17 protein-coding genes are annotated in these 17,425 nt (G+C 61.1%); 8 read left to right on the top strand and 9 right to left on the bottom strand.

Annotated elements, in window-relative coordinates; all coding sequences use genetic code 11:
* Window positions 1–2: 2 nt before the first annotated feature.
* Both glyS and glyQ read right to left on the bottom strand, forming a co-directional pair.
* The gene (gene glyS, locus FHL16_RS17765) at window positions 3–2,057 is read right to left on the bottom strand and encodes a glycine--tRNA ligase subunit beta (protein WP_077748848.1); all 2,055 of its coding nucleotides are present in this window, start codon (window positions 2,055–2,057) and stop codon (window positions 3–5) included.
* On the bottom strand, window positions 2,054–3,007 hold the full coding sequence (gene glyQ / locus FHL16_RS17760) for a glycine--tRNA ligase subunit alpha (RefSeq protein WP_003213601.1): 954 nt from the start codon (window positions 3,005–3,007) through the stop codon (window positions 2,054–2,056). Before glyQ ends, glyS begins: the two co-directional genes overlap by 4 nt.
* Window positions 3,008–3,088: 81 nt before the next feature.
* Here glyQ and tag point away from each other — a divergent pair, with 81 nt between their 5' ends.
* The 3 genes from tag (at window position 3,089) to FHL16_RS17745 (ending at window position 4,975) form a co-directional block, all read left to right on the top strand.
* Window positions 3,089–3,646 carry a DNA-3-methyladenine glycosylase I gene (tag, locus tag FHL16_RS17755; RefSeq protein ID WP_077748847.1) on the top strand — a complete coding sequence of 186 codons (558 nt, stop codon included), beginning with the start codon at window positions 3,089–3,091 and terminating at the stop codon, window positions 3,644–3,646.
* A 40-nt stretch (window positions 3,647–3,686) separates the two neighbouring features.
* Window positions 3,687–4,574: a lysophospholipid acyltransferase gene (locus tag FHL16_RS17750; RefSeq protein ID WP_010465508.1), complete on the top strand. Its 888-nt coding sequence runs from the start codon at window positions 3,687–3,689 to the stop codon at window positions 4,572–4,574.
* A 161-nt stretch (window positions 4,575–4,735) separates the two neighbouring features.
* Complete coding sequence (locus FHL16_RS17745) at window positions 4,736–4,975, top strand: PilZ domain-containing protein (protein ID WP_077748846.1); 240 nt, start codon at window positions 4,736–4,738, stop codon at window positions 4,973–4,975.
* On the opposite strand, the gene FHL16_RS17740 is transcribed toward FHL16_RS17745, so the two are convergent.
* The 5 genes from FHL16_RS17740 to def form a co-directional block, all read right to left on the bottom strand.
* Window positions 4,976–5,290 (bottom strand): tetratricopeptide repeat protein, encoded by a 315-nt coding sequence (locus FHL16_RS17740; RefSeq protein WP_077748845.1) that lies wholly within the window; start codon window positions 5,288–5,290, stop codon window positions 4,976–4,978.
* 178 nt (window positions 5,291–5,468) lie between these two features.
* A complete protein-coding gene (gene trkA, locus FHL16_RS17735) occupies window positions 5,469–6,842 on the bottom strand; it encodes a Trk system potassium transporter TrkA (RefSeq protein ID WP_010465514.1) in 1,374 nt (457 codons plus the stop codon).
* A gap of 23 nt (window positions 6,843–6,865) precedes the next feature.
* Window positions 6,866–8,176: a 16S rRNA (cytosine(967)-C(5))-methyltransferase RsmB gene (gene rsmB, locus FHL16_RS17730; protein WP_010465515.1), complete on the bottom strand. Its 1,311-nt coding sequence runs from the start codon at window positions 8,174–8,176 to the stop codon at window positions 6,866–6,868.
* On the bottom strand, window positions 8,173–9,132 hold the full coding sequence (fmt, locus tag FHL16_RS17725; RefSeq protein WP_077748844.1) for a methionyl-tRNA formyltransferase: 960 nt from the start codon (window positions 9,130–9,132) through the stop codon (window positions 8,173–8,175). The genes rsmB and fmt overlap by 4 nt, the downstream gene beginning before the upstream one ends.
* A 57-nt stretch (window positions 9,133–9,189) precedes the next feature.
* Window positions 9,190–9,696 carry a peptide deformylase gene (gene def / locus FHL16_RS17720; protein WP_010465519.1) on the bottom strand — a complete coding sequence of 169 codons (507 nt, stop codon included), beginning with the start codon at window positions 9,694–9,696 and terminating at the stop codon, window positions 9,190–9,192.
* A gap of 170 nt (window positions 9,697–9,866) precedes the next feature.
* Between def and FHL16_RS17715 the strand changes: the two genes are divergently transcribed.
* The 3 genes from FHL16_RS17715 (at window position 9,867) to FHL16_RS17705 (ending at window position 12,688) form a co-directional block, all read left to right on the top strand.
* Window positions 9,867–10,892, top strand: coding sequence for a LysM peptidoglycan-binding domain-containing protein (locus FHL16_RS17715; RefSeq protein WP_010465521.1), 1,026 nt, complete (start codon window positions 9,867–9,869; stop codon window positions 10,890–10,892).
* 80 nt (window positions 10,893–10,972) lie between these two features.
* Window positions 10,973–12,076 carry a DNA-processing protein DprA gene (gene dprA / locus FHL16_RS17710; RefSeq protein WP_010465523.1) on the top strand — a complete coding sequence of 368 codons (1,104 nt, stop codon included), beginning with the start codon at window positions 10,973–10,975 and terminating at the stop codon, window positions 12,074–12,076.
* Window positions 12,077–12,130: 54 nt separating this feature from the next.
* On the top strand, window positions 12,131–12,688 hold the full coding sequence (locus FHL16_RS17705) for an L-threonylcarbamoyladenylate synthase (protein WP_010465525.1): 558 nt from the start codon (window positions 12,131–12,133) through the stop codon (window positions 12,686–12,688).
* Window positions 12,689–12,815: 127 nt separating this feature from the next.
* On the opposite strand, the gene FHL16_RS17700 is transcribed toward FHL16_RS17705, so the two are convergent.
* Window positions 12,816–13,793 (bottom strand): NADPH:quinone reductase, encoded by a 978-nt coding sequence (locus FHL16_RS17700; protein ID WP_077748843.1) that lies wholly within the window; start codon window positions 13,791–13,793, stop codon window positions 12,816–12,818.
* Window positions 13,794–13,956: 163 nt separating this feature from the next.
* Between FHL16_RS17700 and hemF the strand changes: the two genes are divergently transcribed.
* Window positions 13,957–14,871, top strand: a complete 915-nt coding sequence (gene hemF / locus FHL16_RS17695; protein ID WP_077748842.1) for an oxygen-dependent coproporphyrinogen oxidase — start codon at window positions 13,957–13,959, stop codon at window positions 14,869–14,871.
* Between the two features lie 13 nt (window positions 14,872–14,884).
* Entirely contained in the window at window positions 14,885–15,706 is an 822-nt protein-coding gene (gene aroE, locus FHL16_RS17690; RefSeq protein WP_010465531.1) for a shikimate dehydrogenase, read from the top strand.
* Between the two features lie 128 nt (window positions 15,707–15,834).
* Here the strand turns inward: aroE and FHL16_RS17685 are convergent, their stop codons facing one another.
* The gene (locus tag FHL16_RS17685; protein ID WP_010465533.1) at window positions 15,835–17,403 is read right to left on the bottom strand and encodes a SulP family inorganic anion transporter; all 1,569 of its coding nucleotides are present in this window, start codon (window positions 17,401–17,403) and stop codon (window positions 15,835–15,837) included.
* Between the last annotated feature and the right edge of the window lie 22 nt (window positions 17,404–17,425).

The following is a 17,425-nucleotide window of genomic DNA, read 5'->3' as shown; positions in this document are numbered from 1 at the left end:
CCTCAGCCCAGCATCGAAATGTCGGCAACGCCGAGGAACAGTCCACGCAGACGCGCCAGCAATGCGTAACGGTTGGCGCGGACCTTGGCGTCTTCAGCGTTGACCATCACGGCCTCGAAGAACGCATCCACCGGCTCGCGCAAGGCAGCCAGACGGGCCAGCGATTCGCTGTACTGACGGGCAGCGGCCATTGGCTGTACAGCCTGGTCAGCCTGCTGGATCGCCGAGTACAGGGAGAACTCGTTGGCATTGTCGAAGTACTTGGCTTCCACGACCGAAGGAATGGAGCCTTCGACCTTGCTCAGCAAGTTCGAAACGCGTTTGTTCACTGCGGCCAGGGCTGCGGCTTCCGGCAATTTGCGGAACGCTTCCACGGCTTGTACGCGCTGATCGAAGTCCAGGGCAGAACCCGGTTTCAGGGCACGGACCGACAGGTAAGTCCCGACATCCACGCCTTCGTCTTCGTAACGGGCACGCAGACGGTCGAAGATGAATTCCAGCACAGAATCGTTGAGGCCGGCAGCCTTGACCTTGGTACCGAACGCGTTCACAGCAAATGCCACGGCGTCGTTCAGGTCGAGGTCGAGCTTCTTGTCGATCAGGATGCGCAACACGCCGAGTGCTGCACGACGCAGGGCGTACGGATCTTTGCTGCCGGTTGGCAGCATGCCGATGCCGAAGATACCGACCAGGGTATCGAGCTTGTCGGCGATGGCCACGGCCGCACCGGTCAGGGTGGTCGGCAGTTCAGCACCGGCACCGCGCGGCATGTACTGCTCATTCAGGGCCAGTGCGACTTCTTCCGGCTCGCCATCGTTGAGGGCGTAGTAGTAACCGGCGACGCCTTGCATCTCCGGGAACTCACCGACCATCTCGGTCGACAGGTCGCACTTGGACAGCAGGCCGGCACGGGAAGCCCAGGCTGCGTTGCCGCCAATGCGTTGCGCGATGAACGCGGCCAGTTTGGAAACGCGCTCGGCCTTGTCGTAGACGCTGCCGAGTTTTTCCTGGAACACCACGTTCTGCAGGCGCAAGTTGAAGTCTTCGAGTTTCTGCTTCTTGTCTTGCTTGAAGAAGAACTCGGCGTCGGTCAGGCGTGGACGAACCACTTTCTCGTTACCGGCGATGATCTGTTGCGGGTCTTTGCTTTCGATGTTGGCCACGGTGATGAAACGTGGCAGCAACTTGCCGTCGGCATCCAGCAGGCAGAAGTACTTCTGGTTGTCCTGCATGGTGGTGATCAGGGCTTCTTGTGGCACGTCGAGGAAACGTTCCTCGAACGAGCACACCAGCGGCACCGGCCATTCGACCAGCGCGGTCACTTCGTCGAGCAAGGCTGGGGGAACGATGGCAGTACCTTCCTGCATCGTCGCCAGCTCTTCGGTGCGTTTGCTGATCAGCTCGCGACGCTCGTTGGCATCGGCCAGTACGTAGGCGGCACGCAGGTCGCTCAGGTAATTGGCCGGCGAAGTGATACGCACGCTTTCCGGGTGATGGAAGCGGTGACCACGGGAGTCACGACCGGACTTCTGGGCGAGGATCGTGCAATCGATGACCTGGTCACCGAGCAGCATTACCAGCCATTGGGTCGGACGAACGAATTCTTCCTTGCGAGCACCCCAGCGCATGCGCTTGGGGATCGGCAGGTCGTTCAGCGAATCTTCAACGATGGTCGGCAGCAGGCTCGCAGTCGGCTTGCCGGCGATGCTTTGGCTGTAACGCAGTTTCGGGCCGCTTTGATCGATTTCGCTCAGGTCGACGCCGCATTTCTTGGCGAAGCCCAGTGCTGCTTGAGTCGGGTTGCCTTCGGCATCGAACGCGGCCTGACGTGGCGGGCCGTCGAGGTTGATGCTGCGATCCGGCTGCTGAGTCGCCAGCGAGGTGATCAGCACAGCCAGACGACGTGGTGCGGCGTAGACGGTTTTGGTCTCGTAGTTCAGGCCCGCGGCTTGCAAGCCCTTGTCGATACCGGCCAGGAACGCGTCGGCCAGGGTGTTCAGGGCTTTGGGTGGCAGTTCTTCGGTGCCCAGTTCAACCAGAAAATCTTGAGCACTCATTGTGCAGCCTCCAGCTTGGCCAGTACTTCGTCACGCAGGTCCGGGGTCGCCATCGGGAAGCCCAGCTTGGCGCGAGCCAGCAGGTAGGCTTGCGCAACGGAACGCGCCAGGGTGCGCACACGCAGAATGTATTGCTGACGCGCGGTCACCGAGATCGCCCGGCGCGCATCCAGCAGGTTGAAGGTATGGGAGGCCTTCAACACCATTTCGTAGCTCGGCAATGGCAGCGGCTGGTCGAGTTCGATCAGGCGCTTGGCTTCGCTTTCGTAGAAGTCGAACAGTTCGAACAGCTTCTCGACGTTGGCGTGTTCGAAGTTGTAGGTCGACTGCTCCACTTCGTTCTGGTGGAACACGTCGCCGTAAGTCACTTTACCGAACGGACCGTCAGCCCAGACCAGGTCGTAGACCGAGTCCACGCCTTGCAGGTACATGGCCAGACGTTCCAGACCGTAAGTGATCTCGCCGGTCACCGGGTAGCACTCGATGCCGCCCGCTTGCTGGAAGTAAGTGAACTGCGTCACTTCCATGCCGTTGAGCCAGACTTCCCAGCCCAGACCCCAGGCGCCCAGTGTCGGCGATTCCCAGTTGTCTTCGACGAAGCGAATGTCGTGGACCAACGGGTCCAGGCCGACGTGCTTGAGGGAGCCCAGGTACAGTTCCTGGAAGTTGTCCGGGTTCGGCTTCAGGACTACCTGGAACTGGTAGTAGTGCTGCAGACGATTCGGGTTTTCGCCGTAGCGGCCGTCAGTCGGGCGACGACTGGGCTGCACATAAGCGGCGTTCCAGGTTTCCGGGCCAATGGCGCGCAGGAATGTAGCGGTGTGGAAAGTGCCGGCGCCTACTTCCATATCGTAGGGCTGAAGTACCACACAACCTTGCTCGGCCCAGTATTGCTGGAGGGCGAGGATCAAGTCTTGGAAGGTACGCACGGCTGGCGTAGGCTGGCTCACGAAATTCACCTGTTTCTTGGGCTGCGATTTAAAGAGCGGGAGTATACCCGATTCGGTCCTGCGCACGCCCCCTGGAGCCTTATGCCACGCTGCTTTTGGTGTTCCGAAGATCCGCTGTACATGGCTTATCACGATCAGGAGTGGGGCACGCCGCTACGCGATGCGCAGGGTTTGTTCGAGTTGCTTTTGCTCGAAGGGTTCCAGGCCGGCCTTTCCTGGATCACCGTGCTGCGAAAACGTGAGCGATATCGCGAGGTATTGTTCGGCTTCGACGTACAACGGGTGGCGCAGATGAGCGACGCGGAAATCGATGAATTGATGCTCGATCCGGGCATTATTCGCAATCGCCTCAAACTCAACGCCGCCCGACGCAACGCCCAGGCCTGGCTGGCGCTGGAGGACCCGGTAACGTTTCTCTGGTCCTTCGTCGGCGGCACGCCTGTGATCAATCATTTCAAGGATCGCACCGAAGTGCCGGCGGTCACGCCGACGGCGGTGGAGATGAGCAAAGGCTTGAAAAAGGCCGGCTTCACGTTCGTCGGTCCGACCATTTGCTACGCGATGATGCAGGCCTCGGGCATGGTCATGGACCACACGCAAGACTGCGACCGCTACGCTCAGCTCGCCAACGGCGGTTAGAATGGCCGCCTCGCGCACCGCACAAGATCAGGAGTGACCTGTGGATAAGTTTAAAGGCGCCTTGCTGGTAGGCGCTCTGCGGCTGTTTGCCCTGCTCCCGTGGCGGGCAGTGCAAGCCGTGGGCTCGGCCATTGGCTGGGTCATGTGGAAAACACCCAACCGTTCCCGCGATGTGGTGCGGATCAACCTCGCCAAGTGCTTCCCCGAAATGGACCCGGCTGAACGCGAGCGTCTGGTCGGCCAGAGCCTGAAAGACATCGGCAAGTCACTGACCGAAAGCGCTTGCGCCTGGATCTGGCCGGCTCAGCGTTCGATCGATCTGGTGCGTGAAGTCGAAGGGCTCGATGTGTTGAAGGACGCCCTCGCCTCCGGCAAGGGCGTGGTCGGCATCACCAGCCACCTGGGTAATTGGGAAGTGTTGAACCACTTCTATTGCAACCAGTGCAAACCGATCATTTTCTACCGACCGCCGAAACTGAAAGCGGTGGATGATCTGCTGCGCAAACAGCGGGTGCAATTGGGTAACCGCGTGGCCGCTTCCACAAAGGAAGGCATCCTCAGCGTCATCAAGGAAGTGCGCAAAGGTGGTGCAGTGGGTATTCCCGCTGACCCGGAACCAGCAGAATCCGCTGGGATATTCGTACCTTTTTTCGCCACCCAGGCGCTGACCAGCAAGTTCGTACCGAACATGCTCGCCGGCGGTAAAGCGGTCGGCGTGTTCTTGCATGCCCTGCGCCTGCCGGACGGTTCAGGTTACAAAGTGATCCTGGAAGCCGCGCCCGAAGCCATGTACAGCACCGATACCGAAACGTCGTGCGCAGCCATGAGCCAGGTGGTCGAGCGGTATGTGCGGGCCTATCCGAGCCAGTACATGTGGAGCATGAAGCGCTTCAAGAAGCGGCCACCCGGTGAAGAGCGTTGGTATTGAGTTGATTGGCATGATCTGTGGATAACTTGTAGGAGCAAGGCTTGCCCGCGAAAGCGATATAGCATCCAGCATCAATGTTGAATGTAATGACCTCTTCGCGGGCAAGCCTCGCTCCCACAGGGGGCAGGTTATCCACAACGGTTCATACAAGGGCGCAAAAGATGTCCGAACACCGCAAATCGTTTCGCATCAAGATCACTCATGAAACCTTCGGCGAATGCCTGGGCCAAACCCGCAACCTTTCGACGACGGGCGTCTACGTCAAGCATCCGGGCTTGTCGTCGTTGCCTAAAGGCGCGGTGGTTTATGGGCAGGTACAAGACTTGCCCACAGGTGCGCCGCGAGTGCGCATGGAAGTGGTGCTGGTCGACGCCGATGGCATCGGCCTGCGTTACCTCTGATCAGTGCGCCTGACGCTCAAGCTTCTTCAGAAACACCGTCATCTCCTTCTCTGCCTGCTTGTCGCCATGCGCACGGGCGGCTTCCTGGCCCTGCTCCCACGCCTGACGCGCAGCTGGAAAGTCGGCCAGTGCCAGATGGGCCTTGCCTAACAACTTCCAGGCCGCCGAATACTTTGGATCGAACTCGACGCAACGCTGAAAATGCTCGGCGGCCTTGGCGTTTTCCCCAAGATCCAGATAACCCTTGCCCAGGCCGAAGCGCAGCAATGAGTTATCCACACCCTTGGCGAGCATTTTTTCCAGGGATTCGAGCATGGGGGGTTCCTTGTTGAGGTGTGTCAGGCGTTGATCTGTTTTAGTGAGGCCGCCTTCGCGAGCAGGCTCGCTCCCACAATTGATCTTCAGTGAACACGAATTTGGTGTGCGGCGAAAATCCCACTGTGGGAGCGAGCCTGCTCGCGAAGAGGCCCGCGCAGACGCCAAAAAAGCTTGATCAGAAGAAGCTGAGCCCCACATGGAACAGCTTCTCCACATCCCGAATATGCTTCTTATCCACAAGGAACAAAATCACATGGTCGCCCGCCGCGATCACCGTGTTGTCATGCGCAATGATCACTTCCTCATCACGAATGATCGCGCCAATCGTCGTCCCCGGCGGCAAACCGATGTTCTGGATCGCCTTGCCAATCACCTTGCTCGATTTTTCATCACCATGGGCAATCGCCTCGATGGCCTCCGCCGCGCCGCGGCGCAATGAGTGCACGCTGACGATATCGCCGCGCCGCACGTGGGCCAGCAGCGTGCCGATGGTTGCCAGTTGCGGGCTGATGGCGATGTCGATATCGCCGCCCTGGATCAAATCCACGTAAGCCGGATTGTTGATGATCGTCATCACCTTCTTCGCACCCAGGCGCTTGGCCAGCAGCGAGGACATGATGTTGGCTTCGTCATCGTTGGTCAGGGCCAGGAAGATGTCTGCGTCGGCAATGTTCTCTTCCATCAGCAAGTCGCGGTCGGAAGCACTGCCCTGCAACACCACGGTGCTGTCGAGGGTGTCCGAGAGATGGCGGCAGCGGGCCGGGTTCATCTCGATGATCTTCACTTGGTAGCGGCTTTCGATCGCCTCGGCCAGGCGTTCACCGATCTGCCCGCCACCGGCAATGACGATGCGCTTGTAGGTTTCATCCAGACGGCGCATTTCACTCATCACCGCGCGGATATTTGCCTTGGCGGCAATGAAAAACACTTCGTCATCCGCCTCGATCACCGTATCGCCCTGGGGCAGGATCGGCCGATCGCGGCGGAAAATCGCTGCAACCCGGGTTTCAACATTGGGCATGTGTTCCCGCAACTGGCGCAGTTGCTGGCCCACCAACGGTCCGCCGTAGTAGGCCTTCACCGCCACCAGTTGCGCTTTGCCTTCGGCGAAGTCGATCACCTGCAACGCGCCCGGATGCTGGATCAGGCGCTTGATGTAATTGGTGACAACCTGTTCCGGGCTGATCAGCACGTCCACCGGAATCGCTTCGTTATCGAACAGCTCGGAGCGCGTCAGGTACGCGGCTTCGCGGACCCGGGCGATCTTGGTCGGGGTATGGAACAGGGTGTGGGCGACCTGACAGGCCACCATGTTGGTTTCGTCGCTGTTGGTTACTGCCACCAGCATGTCGGCATCGTCCGCGCCGGCCTGACGCAGCACCGTCGGCAACGAGCCGCGGCCCTGCACGGTACGGATGTCCAGCCGATCGCCGAGGTCGCGCAGGCGTTCGCCGTCGGTGTCGACCACGGTAATGTCGTTGGCCTCGCTGGCCAGATGTTCTGCCAGCGAACCGCCGACCTGGCCTGCGCCGAGGATGATGATTTTCATCCAGTCACTCCCTTATAAACCGGTTAACCGCGCGCGGCGGCGATCTTGATCAGCTTGGCGTAGTAGAACCCGTCGTGGCCGCCTTCCTGGGCCAGCAACTGGCGACCGTGAGGTTGCTTGATACCGGCCGCCGTGGCGAGGTCCAGTTCACGCGCACCCGGCGTGCGAGCGAGGAAGGCTTCGATGACTTCAGTGTTCTCGGTCGGCAGCGTGGAGCAGGTGGCGTAAAGCAGAATCCCGCCGACTTCCAGAGTTATCCACATGGCGTCCAAAAGCTCGCCCTGAAGCACCGCGAGTGCAGCGATGTCATCCGGTTGGCGAGTCAGCTTGATGTCGGGGTGACGTCGGATCACGCCAGTCGCCGAGCATGGCGCATCCAGCAAAATGCGCTGGAAGGGTTTGCCGTCCCACCAGGTCGCCGTGTCGCGGCCGTCGGCGGCGATCAGCTCGGCGCTCAGGCCCAGGCGTGCGAGGTTCTCGCGCACGCGCACCAGACGCTTGGCTTCCAGATCCACGGCCACGACGCCCGCCAGTTTTGGCTCGGCTTCGAGGATGTGGCAGGTCTTGCCGCCCGGTGCGCAGCAGGCATCCAGTACCCGTTGGCCCGGCGCGAGGTCGAGCAGGTCGGCGGCCAATTGCGCCGCTTCGTCCTGCACGCTGATCCAGCCTTCGGCGAAGCCTGGCAGGCTGCGCACGTCGGCGGCAGCTTCGAGAATGATGCCGTCCTGACTGTAGACGCACGGCGTAGCGGCGATGCCGGCCTCAGTCAGCAGCCCAAGGTAAGCGTCGCGGGCGTGATGGCGGCGGTTGACCCGCAGAATCATCGGTGGATGCGCATTGTTCGCCGCGCAAATGGCTTCCCATTGCTCAGGCCAGAATGCCTTGAGGGATTTTTGCAGCCAGCGCGGGTGGGCGGTGCGCACCACCGGGTCGTGTTCCAGCTCGGCCAGCAACGCTTCGCTTTCACGCTGGGCGCGGCGCAACACGGCGTTGAGCAAGGCTTTGGCCCAAGGTTTTTTCAGCTTGTCGGCGCAACCGACGGTTTCGCCGATGGCGGCGTGGGCCGGGACGCGGGTGTAGAGCAGTTGATAGAGGCCGACCAGCAGCAGCGCCTCGACATCGGCATCCGCTGCCTTGAACGGCTTCTGCAGCAGCTTGGCCGCCAACGCCGACAAACGTGGTTGCCAGCGCGCCGTGCCGAAGGCCAGATCCTGGGTGAAGCCGCGATCACGGTCTTCAACCTTGTCCATTTGTGTCGGCAGCGAACTGTTGAGTGAGGCTTTTCCGTTAAGAACAGCGGCAAGTGCCTTGGCGGCGGCCAGACGTGGATTCATTGAGCGTCCGCCGCTTGACCGAGCACGGTGCCGACGGCGAATTTCTCACGACGGCTGTTGAACAAGTCGCTGAAGTTCAGCGCCTTGCCCCCGGGCAATTGCAGACGGGTCAGGCATAGGGCTTGCTCACCGCAGGCGACGAGCAAGCCGTCCTTGCTGGCGCTGAGGATTTGCCCCGGTGCGCCCTGCCCTTCAGCGAGGCTCGCGGCCAGCACTTTCAACGCTTCGCCGTTCAGCGTGCTGTGGGTGATCGGCCAAGGGTTGAACGCGCGGACCAGGCGTTCCAGCTCAACCGCCGGACGGCTCCAGTCGATGCGTGCTTCGTCTTTGTTCAATTTGTGAGCATACGTTGCAAGACTGTCATCCTGCACTTCGCCTTCCAGCGTTCCGGCGGCGAGGCCGGCAATCGCCTGGATCACGGCCGGTGGGCCCATTTCGGCGAGACGGTCGTGGAGGCTGCCGCCGGTGTCTTCGGCGGTGATCGGCGTGGTGACTTTCAGCAGCATCGGCCCGGTGTCGAGGCCCAGTTCCATGCGCATCACGGTCACGCCGCTTTCACTGTCGCCTGCTTCGACCGCACGCTGGATCGGCGCCGCCCCGCGCCAGCGTGGCAGCAGCGAAGCGTGGCTGTTGATGCAACCCAGGCGCGGAATATCCAGCACGGCTTGCGGCAGGATCAAGCCATAGGCGACCACCACCAGCAAGTCCGGCTTGAGTGCGGCCAGTTCAGCCTGGGCGTCTTCGTTGCGCAGCGTTGGCGGTTGCAACACCGGGATGTTGTTTTCCAGTGCGAGTTGCTTGACCGGGCTTGGCATCAGCTTTTGCCCACGGCCCGCCGGACGGTCCGGCTGGGTGTAAACCGCGACGACTTCGTAAGGGCTGGCGAGCAGGGCCTTGAGGTGTTCGGCGGCGAATTCCGGGGTGCCGGCAAAGACGATGCGCAGTGGCTCAGTCATGGGAGCAATCTCTGAAAAGAAAAAGGCTTGCCGCAGCAAGCCTTTGAAAGAAGGGCATCAAGCGTTCTGGCGATGGAGCTTTTCCAGTTTCTTCTTGATTCGGTCGCGTTTGAGGTTCGACAGGTAGTCGACGAACAATTTGCCGTTGAGGTGGTCGCATTCGTGCTGGATGCACACGGCGAGCAGACCTTCGGCAATCAGTTCGTAAGGCTTGCCGTCGCGGTCCAGGGCCTTGACCTTGACCTTCTGCGGGCGATCGACGTTTTCGTAGAAGCCCGGCACCGAGAGGCAGCCTTCCTGGTATTGCTCCATCTCGTCGGTCAGCGGTTCGAACTCGGGGTTGATGAACACCCGTGGTTCGCTGCGGTCTTCGGAGAGGTCCATCACGACGATACGTTTGTGCACGTTGACCTGGGTCGCGGCGAGGCCGATGCCTGGCGCTTCATACATTGTTTCAAACATGTCATCGACCAACTGACGCACTTCGTCGTCCACTACGGCCACAGGTTTGGCGATAGTGCGCAGGCGCGAGTCGGGAAATTCGAGGATGTCTAAAATGGCCATAAGCTTAATTGCTGCACGTGTGAGGTAAAGTCGGGTCGATGGCCTGGCAGGTCCGAAGATGCAGGCTACCGTTGTGAAGCGTAGCTCCTTTTCTTTTATCAAAGAGTCAGGAGCGAGCCACGAGGGCTCTGGCGTTTCACGCGAACGCACATAATAAAGGGATTCACCGCATGAGGAAATCACTACTCGCCTTGCTCCTTCTGGCCTCGGCCGGTTTGGCGCACGGGCAAGTGCAACTCAAGGAAGGTTTTCCACAGCAATACACCGTGGTGACGGGTGACACTCTCTGGGACATTTCCGGAAAATTCCTCCGGGAGCCGTGGAAGTGGCCGGAACTGTGGCAAGCCAATCCTCAGATCGAAAACCCTAATCTCATCTATCCCGGCGACTCGCTGTCGCTGGTCTATGTCAACGGCCAGCCCCGCCTGACCCTCAATCGCGGGGCTTCGCGCGGCACCATCAAGCTCTCGCCTCGGGTGCGCAGCTCGCCGGTGGCCGATGCGATCCCGAGCATTCCGCTGCAATCGATCAACAGCTTTTTGCTGAGCAACCGCATCGTCGACAAGGTCGAGGACTTCGACAAGGCGCCTTATATCGTCGCCGGCGATGCCGAACGCGTGCTCAGTGGCACCGGTGACCGCATTTTCGCCCGTGGCCATTTCGACCCGAACCAGCCGGTCTACGGCATCTTCCGCCAGGGCAAGGTCTACACCGATCCCGATAGCAAAGAGTTTTTGGGGATCAATGCTGATGACATCGGCGGTGGCGAGATTGTGGCCACCGAGGGCGACGTCGCCACCCTGGCACTGCAACGCACGACTCAGGAAGTGCGTCTCGGCGACCGTTTGTTCAGCGGCGAAGAACGGTCCATCAACTCGACCTTCATGCCCAGTGCGCCAAAAACCGAGATCAATGGCTTGATCATCGATGTGCCGCGCGGGGTTACCCAGATTGGCGCGCTGGATGTGGTTACCCTGAACAAAGGTCAGCGTGATGGCCTGGCCGAAGGCAACGTGCTGGTGGTGATGAAAACCGGTGAAACCGTACGCGACCGGATCACTGGCCAGCCACTGAAAATCCCCGATGAGCGTGCCGGTTTGCTGATGGTGTTCCGCACTTACGACAAGCTCAGTTACGGGCTGGTACTCAACGCATCGCGCTCGCTGGCGGTGATGGATAAGGTGCGAAATCCGTAAGCAGGCTCCACAAGTTACCAACAGAGTTATCCACAGCTTATTCCCGTTTGAACGGGGCTCATAACGATCAAGGATGATCCATGTCGCTGTCTGCCGTCACACCGGTTTCCCCTGCGGAACTGGAAGCTCGTTTACGTCTGCACCGATTGCCAGAACTCGGCCCGGCGCGTTTCAAGAAATTGCTCGAAGCCTTCGGCTCGGCGTCCAAAGCCATCAGCGCGCCCGCCAGCGCCTGGCGTTCGCTGGGCTTGCCGCTGGCGTGCGCCGAGGCACGGCGCGTCAATGAAGTACGCGATGGCGCGGCCCACGCATTGGCCTGGCTAGAGCGCTCGGGCCAGCATTTGTTGATGTGGGACCAGCCTGAGTACCCGGCGCTGCTGGCGGAAATCAGCGATGCGCCGCCGCTGTTATTTGTGGCAGGCGATCCCGACATTCTGGAAAAACCGCAATTGGCGATGGTCGGCAGTCGGCGCGCCTCGCGACCGGGCATGGACACTGCGGCGGCGTTTTCGCGCAGCCTGGCCGGCGCCGGTTTCGTCATCACCAGCGGTCTGGCGCTAGGCATCGATGCCGCCGCGCATCAAGCCGCGCTGGACGTGGGCGGGCGAACGGTCGGGGTCCTTGGCACGGGACTTGAAAAGTTTTATCCACAGCGCAATCGGCGGCTGGCGGACGCCATGATCGCCTCGGGCAGCGCAGTGCTTTCCGAGTTCCCGCTGGACGCCGGCCCCAGTGCCGGAAACTTCCCCCGGCGCAACCGGATCATCAGCGGTTTATCCCTCGGGGTGCTGGTGGTCGAAGCGAGTGTCGCCAGCGGTTCATTGATAACGGCGAGGCTGGCAGCGGAGCAAGGACGCGAGGTGTATGCGATTCCAGGGTCGATCCACCACCCTGGCGCCAAGGGTTGTCATCAGCTGATCCGTGACGGTGCGGTATTGGTGGAAACCACCGAGCATATCCTCGAAGCCTTGCGCGGCTGGCAACGGTTGCCGTTATCCACAGAGACGCTGCAAGCACCTACTCATCCACTGCTCCTGTTGCTTCACGCCGCGCCCCACACCAGCGAAGCGTTGTCGGTCAGCAGTGGCTGGGCCTTGTCCAAAGTGCTGGCAGCGCTGACGGAGCTGGAAATGGACGGCCGGGCGGTGTGCGAAAGCGGGCGCTGGTTTGCGCGGGTGAGCTAGGTTTTATAAGGAAGATCGGTAAACTGCGCAGAGCCTTATTCCGGAGAGTTTTTCATGGTCAACAGTTGGCGCGTGCAACAAGCCGCACAAGCCGTTCGCGCAGGGGCAGTAATTGCCTATCCAACCGAAGCGGTCTGGGGCCTGGGTTGCGATCCGTGGGATGAAGAAGCGGTCTATCGTCTGTTGATGATCAAAGGCCGGTCTGTGGAAAAGGGCCTGATTCTGGTAGCCGACAATATTCGTCAGTTCGACTTCCTGTTCGAAGACTTCCCGGAACTGTGGATGGACCGCATGGCCAGCACTTGGCCGGGGCCGAATACCTGGCTGGTGCCGCATCAGAATCTGTTGCCGCAGTGGATTACCGGCGTGCATGAAACCGTAGCGCTGCGCGTCAGCGACCACCCGCTGGTGCGGGATCTGTGCGCGGTGGTCGGGCCGCTGGTGTCGACCTCGGCTAACCCTCAGGGCCGGCCAGCGGCGCGGACGCGAATACGCGTCGAGCAGTATTTCCGTGGGCAAGTGGACTACGTGTTGGGCGGGAATCTGGGTGGGCGCAAGAATCCGAGCGTGATTCGCGATGTCGCGACCGGGAACGTCATTCGCCCGGATTAATCCCGCAGTAATACCTGTGGCGAGGGAGCTTGCTCCCGCTGGACTGCGCAGCAGTCCCGTTCTTTTAAAGATATGAGGGGCCGCTTCGCGGCCCAGCGGGAGCAAGCTCCCTCGCCACAGTTTGATGTTAAGGCAGCAGAACAGTCGAGCCAGTCGTACGCCGCGCCGACAACTCGGTCTGCGCCTTCGCCGCCTCAGCCAACGGATACTTCTGGCTGACGTCCACCTTAAGTTTGCCGCTGATGATCATCTCGAACAGCTCATCGGCCATGCGCTGCAGGTTTTCTGCGTTATTGGCGTAGGTCGCCAGCGTCGGCCGGGTCACGTACAACGAGCCCTTCGCCGCCAAAATCCCCAGGCTCACCCCGTCCACTGCGCCGGACGCATTGCCGAAGCTCACCACCAGGCCCCGTGGTGACACGCTATCGAGCGACGTTAGCCAGGTGTCCTTGCCGACGCCGTCGTACACCACCGGGACTTTTTTTCCGTCAGTCAATTCCAGCACCCGTTGTGCGACGTTTTCGTGGCTGTAATCGATAGTCGCCCATGCGCCGTTGGCTTTGGCCAGTGCGGCTTTCTCCGGCGAGCTGACCGTGCCGATCAACTTCACTCCCAAGGCCCTCGCCCATTGGCAGGCCAGGGATCCGACACCGCCCGCGGCGGCATGGAACAGGATGGTTTCGCCACCCTTGAGTTCATACGTCTGACGCAGCAGGTATTGCACGGTCAGGCCCTTGAGCATCACACCGGCGGCCTGTTCAAAACTGATGGCGTCCGGCAAGTGCACCAGGTTGGCCTCCGGCAAAACGTGAACCTCGCTGTAGGCGCCCAACGGGCCGCTGCCGTAAGCCACACGATCGCCGACCTTGAACCGGGTCACTTCGCTGCCCACCGCCTCGACCACGCCCGCACCTTCCGAGCCCAGGCCCGATGGCAGGGCGGGCAGCGGATAGAGACCACTGCGGTAGTAAGTGTCGATGAAGTTCAGGCCGATCGCCTTGTTGACCACGCGAACCTGCTGCGGGCCGGGCTCGGCGGGTTGATAGTCGACATACTCGAGCACTTCGGGGCCGCCATGGGCGCGGAACTGGATACGCTTTGCCATCAGAACTCTCCTTAGGTCATTTGCGAAGCTCCCTATCGGACTCCTAAGCTTGACCTTCGTCAACTGCGGCAGGCCCATCTGCGATGTTATGCTACGCGCCCATTTGCGCCGGCCCCTGCTCCGATGGAGCGCCGCGTAGTTTTGCCCGATTCAAGGTGATGACATGACGACCCGCACCGAGGCCGTAAAAGCCTACCTGCTCGACCTGCAAGACCGGATTTGCGCAGCCCTTGAAGCCGAAGACGGCGGCACGGCATTCGTCGAAGACGCCTGGACCCGGCCTGCCGGCGGTGGCGGTCGCACGCGTGTGATCGAAAACGGCGCGGTCATCGAAAAGGGTGGAGTCAACTTTTCCCACGTCTTTGGCAGCGGGCTCCCACCCTCCGCCAGCGCCCATCGCCCGGAACTGGCCGGCCGTGGTTTCGAAGCCCTGGGCGTGTCGCTGGTGATTCACCCGCACAACCCGCAGGTGCCGACTTCCCATGCCAACGTGCGCTTTTTCATTGCTGAAAAAGAAGGTGAAGAACCGGTCTGGTGGTTCGGCGGCGGTTTCGACCTGACCCCTTATTACGGTAACGAAGAAGACTGCGTGCACTGGCACCGCGTCGCCGAGCAGGCCTGTGCGCCGTTCGGCTCGGACGTCTATCCGCGCTACAAGGCCTGGTGCGACAGCTATTTCCACATCAAGCATCGCCACGAGCCACGGGGCATCGGCGGTCTGTTTTTTGATGACTTGAACGAGTGGGACTTCGACACCAGCTTCGCCTTCATGCGCGCCATCGGTGACGCCTACATCGAGGCCTACCTGCCGATCGTGCAGCGCCGCAAGAACGATGCGTTCACCGCCAAACAGCGTGAATTCCAGGAATTTCGCCGTGGCCGCTACGTCGAGTTCAACCTGGTCTACGACCGTGGCACGCTGTTCGGCCTGCAATCGGGTGGGCGCACCGAGTCGATCCTCATGTCCCTGCCCCCGCAAGTCCGCTGGGGCTACGACTGGAAAGCCGAGCCGGGCAGCGAAGAAGCTCGCCTGACCGACTATTTCCTGCAAGACCGCGATTGGTTGGCCAAGGCCTGAACGAGGAGTTCTGATGGACCGTTACGTCGTATTCGGTAACCCGATTGGTCACAGCAAGTCGCCGCTGATCCACCGCTTGTTTGCCGAGCAGACCGCTCAGCAACTGGACTACAGCACCTCGCTGGCGCCACTCGACGACTTTTCCGACTTCGCCAAGACGTTTTTCCTCGAAGGTCGCGGGGCGAATGTGACGGTGCCGTTCAAGGAAGAGGCTTATCGCCTGGCCAACAGTCTGACGGCACGGGCGCAGCGGGCAGGCGCGGTGAACACCCTGAGCAAACTTGCCGATGGCACGTTGTTGGGTGACAACACCGACGGCGCCGGACTGGTGCGGGACCTGACGGTCAACGCCGGTTTCAGTCTCAAGGGCAAACGCATCCTGCTGCTCGGCGCTGGCGGCGCGGTGCGCGGTGCGCTGGAGCCGTTGCTGGCCGAGCAACCCGCTTCGGTAATTATCGCCAACCGCACCGTCGAGAAAGCCGAGTTGCTGGCGGAATTGTTCGCGGACCTGGGGCCGGTGTCGGCCAGCGGTTTTGACTGGCTGCAAGAGTCGGTGGACCTGATCATTAACGCGACGTCGGCGAGTCTGTCAGGCGATGTACCGCCGATTGCCAGCAGCCTGATCGAACCGGGCAAGACGGTGTGCTACGACATGATGTACGGCAAGGAGCCGACCTCGTTCTGCCGCTGGGCCACTGAACACGGTGCGGCGGTGTCGATGGATGGATTGGGGATGCTCGCTGAGCAAGCGGCAGAAGCGTTTTTCCTGTGGCGCGGTGTGCGGCCGGATACAGCGCCGGTGCTGGCCGAACTCCGCCGCCAACTGGCGCTGTAGTTCTTTGTGGCGAGGGAGCTTGCTCCCGCTCGGGTGCGAAGCGCTCGCAGATTTTCAGGGCTGCTTCGCAACCCAGCGGGAGCAAGCGCCCTCGCCAAAAGTTATGCGTTCGTCATCAGAGTGGTGTTTTAGTCCTCAAACCGGATCGGGCATTTCTCCGCCCCTTCAAGCTTCCTCAACTCCTCCACCACCTGCGGCCGCGCGCTGCGCAGCGTCAGGCTGCGATTCTGCTTGAGCAGCCGCCGCGCTTCCTGATGCAGCATTTCCACCCCTGAATAGTCGATGAAGTTGATCTGCTGCGCCTCGATCACCACACGTGCGCCGTGCATCCGTTGCAAACGCACTTGCAGGTAATGGCTGGCGCCGAAAAAGATCGACCCGCCGACCTGCAGAATATCTTCATCGCCTTCGCGCCAATGCTGGACTCGCGGTTGTGAAGTCCGCTTGAGGTAAAAGAACAGCGAAGCCAGCACCCCGGCATAGATAGCTGTCTGCAACTCCAGCAGCAGCGTGGCCACGCAGGTCAGCGCCATGACCAGGAACTCGGCGCGACTGACCCGCAACAGCGCGCGGATGCCGCGATGATCGACCAATCCCCAGGCGATCAACAGGATGCTGCCCGCCATGGCCGGGATCGGAATGTGCGAAATCAACGCCGCGCCGAAGATGGCGAACAGCGCCACCCACAGTGCTGAAAATACCCCGGCCAGCGGTGAGCAGGCACCCGCCTCGTAACTCAGGCCCGAGCGGGTGAAGGAACCGGCTGACAGCGAGCCGGAAAAAAACGCACCGACCATGTTCGAAAAACCCTGGGCGCGTACTTCCTGATTGGCGTCGAGCAATTGCTGGGAGCGTGCCGACAAGGAACGGGCAATCGACAGGCTCGTCACCAGCCCGAGCATCCCCACCGCCACGGCGCTGGGCAGCAGGCGCAGGATCAGATCCAGGTCCAGCGGCAGCGGACTGAAGGGCGGCAGTCGCCCGACAAACGCACTGACCAACTTCACATGGCCAAACATCGACGGCCAGAACCACACCAGCAGTCCGCTCAGCGCCAAGGTGATCAAAAGCGTCGGCCAGCGTGGCAGCAGTAATTTCAGGATCACGCCCACCCCGACGGTGGCCAGCCCCAGCACCAGCGAAGGTTTATCCACGTCGCCGAGGTGTTTGAACACCATCAAAAAGCTGTCCAGCGCCGTGGACTGATTGGGCAGGTCGAGCCCCAGCAGGTTCGGCAACTGGCCGATGGCAATCACCACCGCCGCGCCGAGGGTGAAGCCCAGCACTACCGAGTGAGAAACGAAATTCACCAGGGCGCCAAAGCGCAACAATCCGAGCAGCCACTGGAAAATGCCGGCGAGCAGTGTCAGAAGCAGGATCAGGGTGACGTAGTCTTCTGACGCGGGAACGGCCAGAGGACTGACGCTGGCATACAGGACGATGGATATCGCCGCTGTAGGACCACAGATCAAATGCCACGACGAACCCCAGAGGCAAGCGATCAGTACCGGAATGATCGCGGCGTACAGGCCGTATTCCGGCGGGAGACCGGCGATCAGGGCGTAGGCAATGGATTGCGGCAACGCAAGAATGGCGCCGCTGAGGCCAACGATCAGGTCACGCCCGACGCTGGCGCGGGTTTGCCGGGGCAACCAGGAAAGGAAGGGAAAGAGTGAATGGCGGCTGGGGAAGGCCATGGGTCCTCTCGGGTGGAGTTTT

Origin of the sequence: Pseudomonas sp. FSL W5-0299 (genome assembly GCF_005930655.1) — a bacterium.
GTDB lineage: Bacteria > Pseudomonadota > Gammaproteobacteria > Pseudomonadales > Pseudomonadaceae > Aquipseudomonas > Aquipseudomonas mandelii.
Note: the sequence above shows the minus strand (reverse complement) of the source record. Positions and strands in the feature narration are given on the sequence as shown.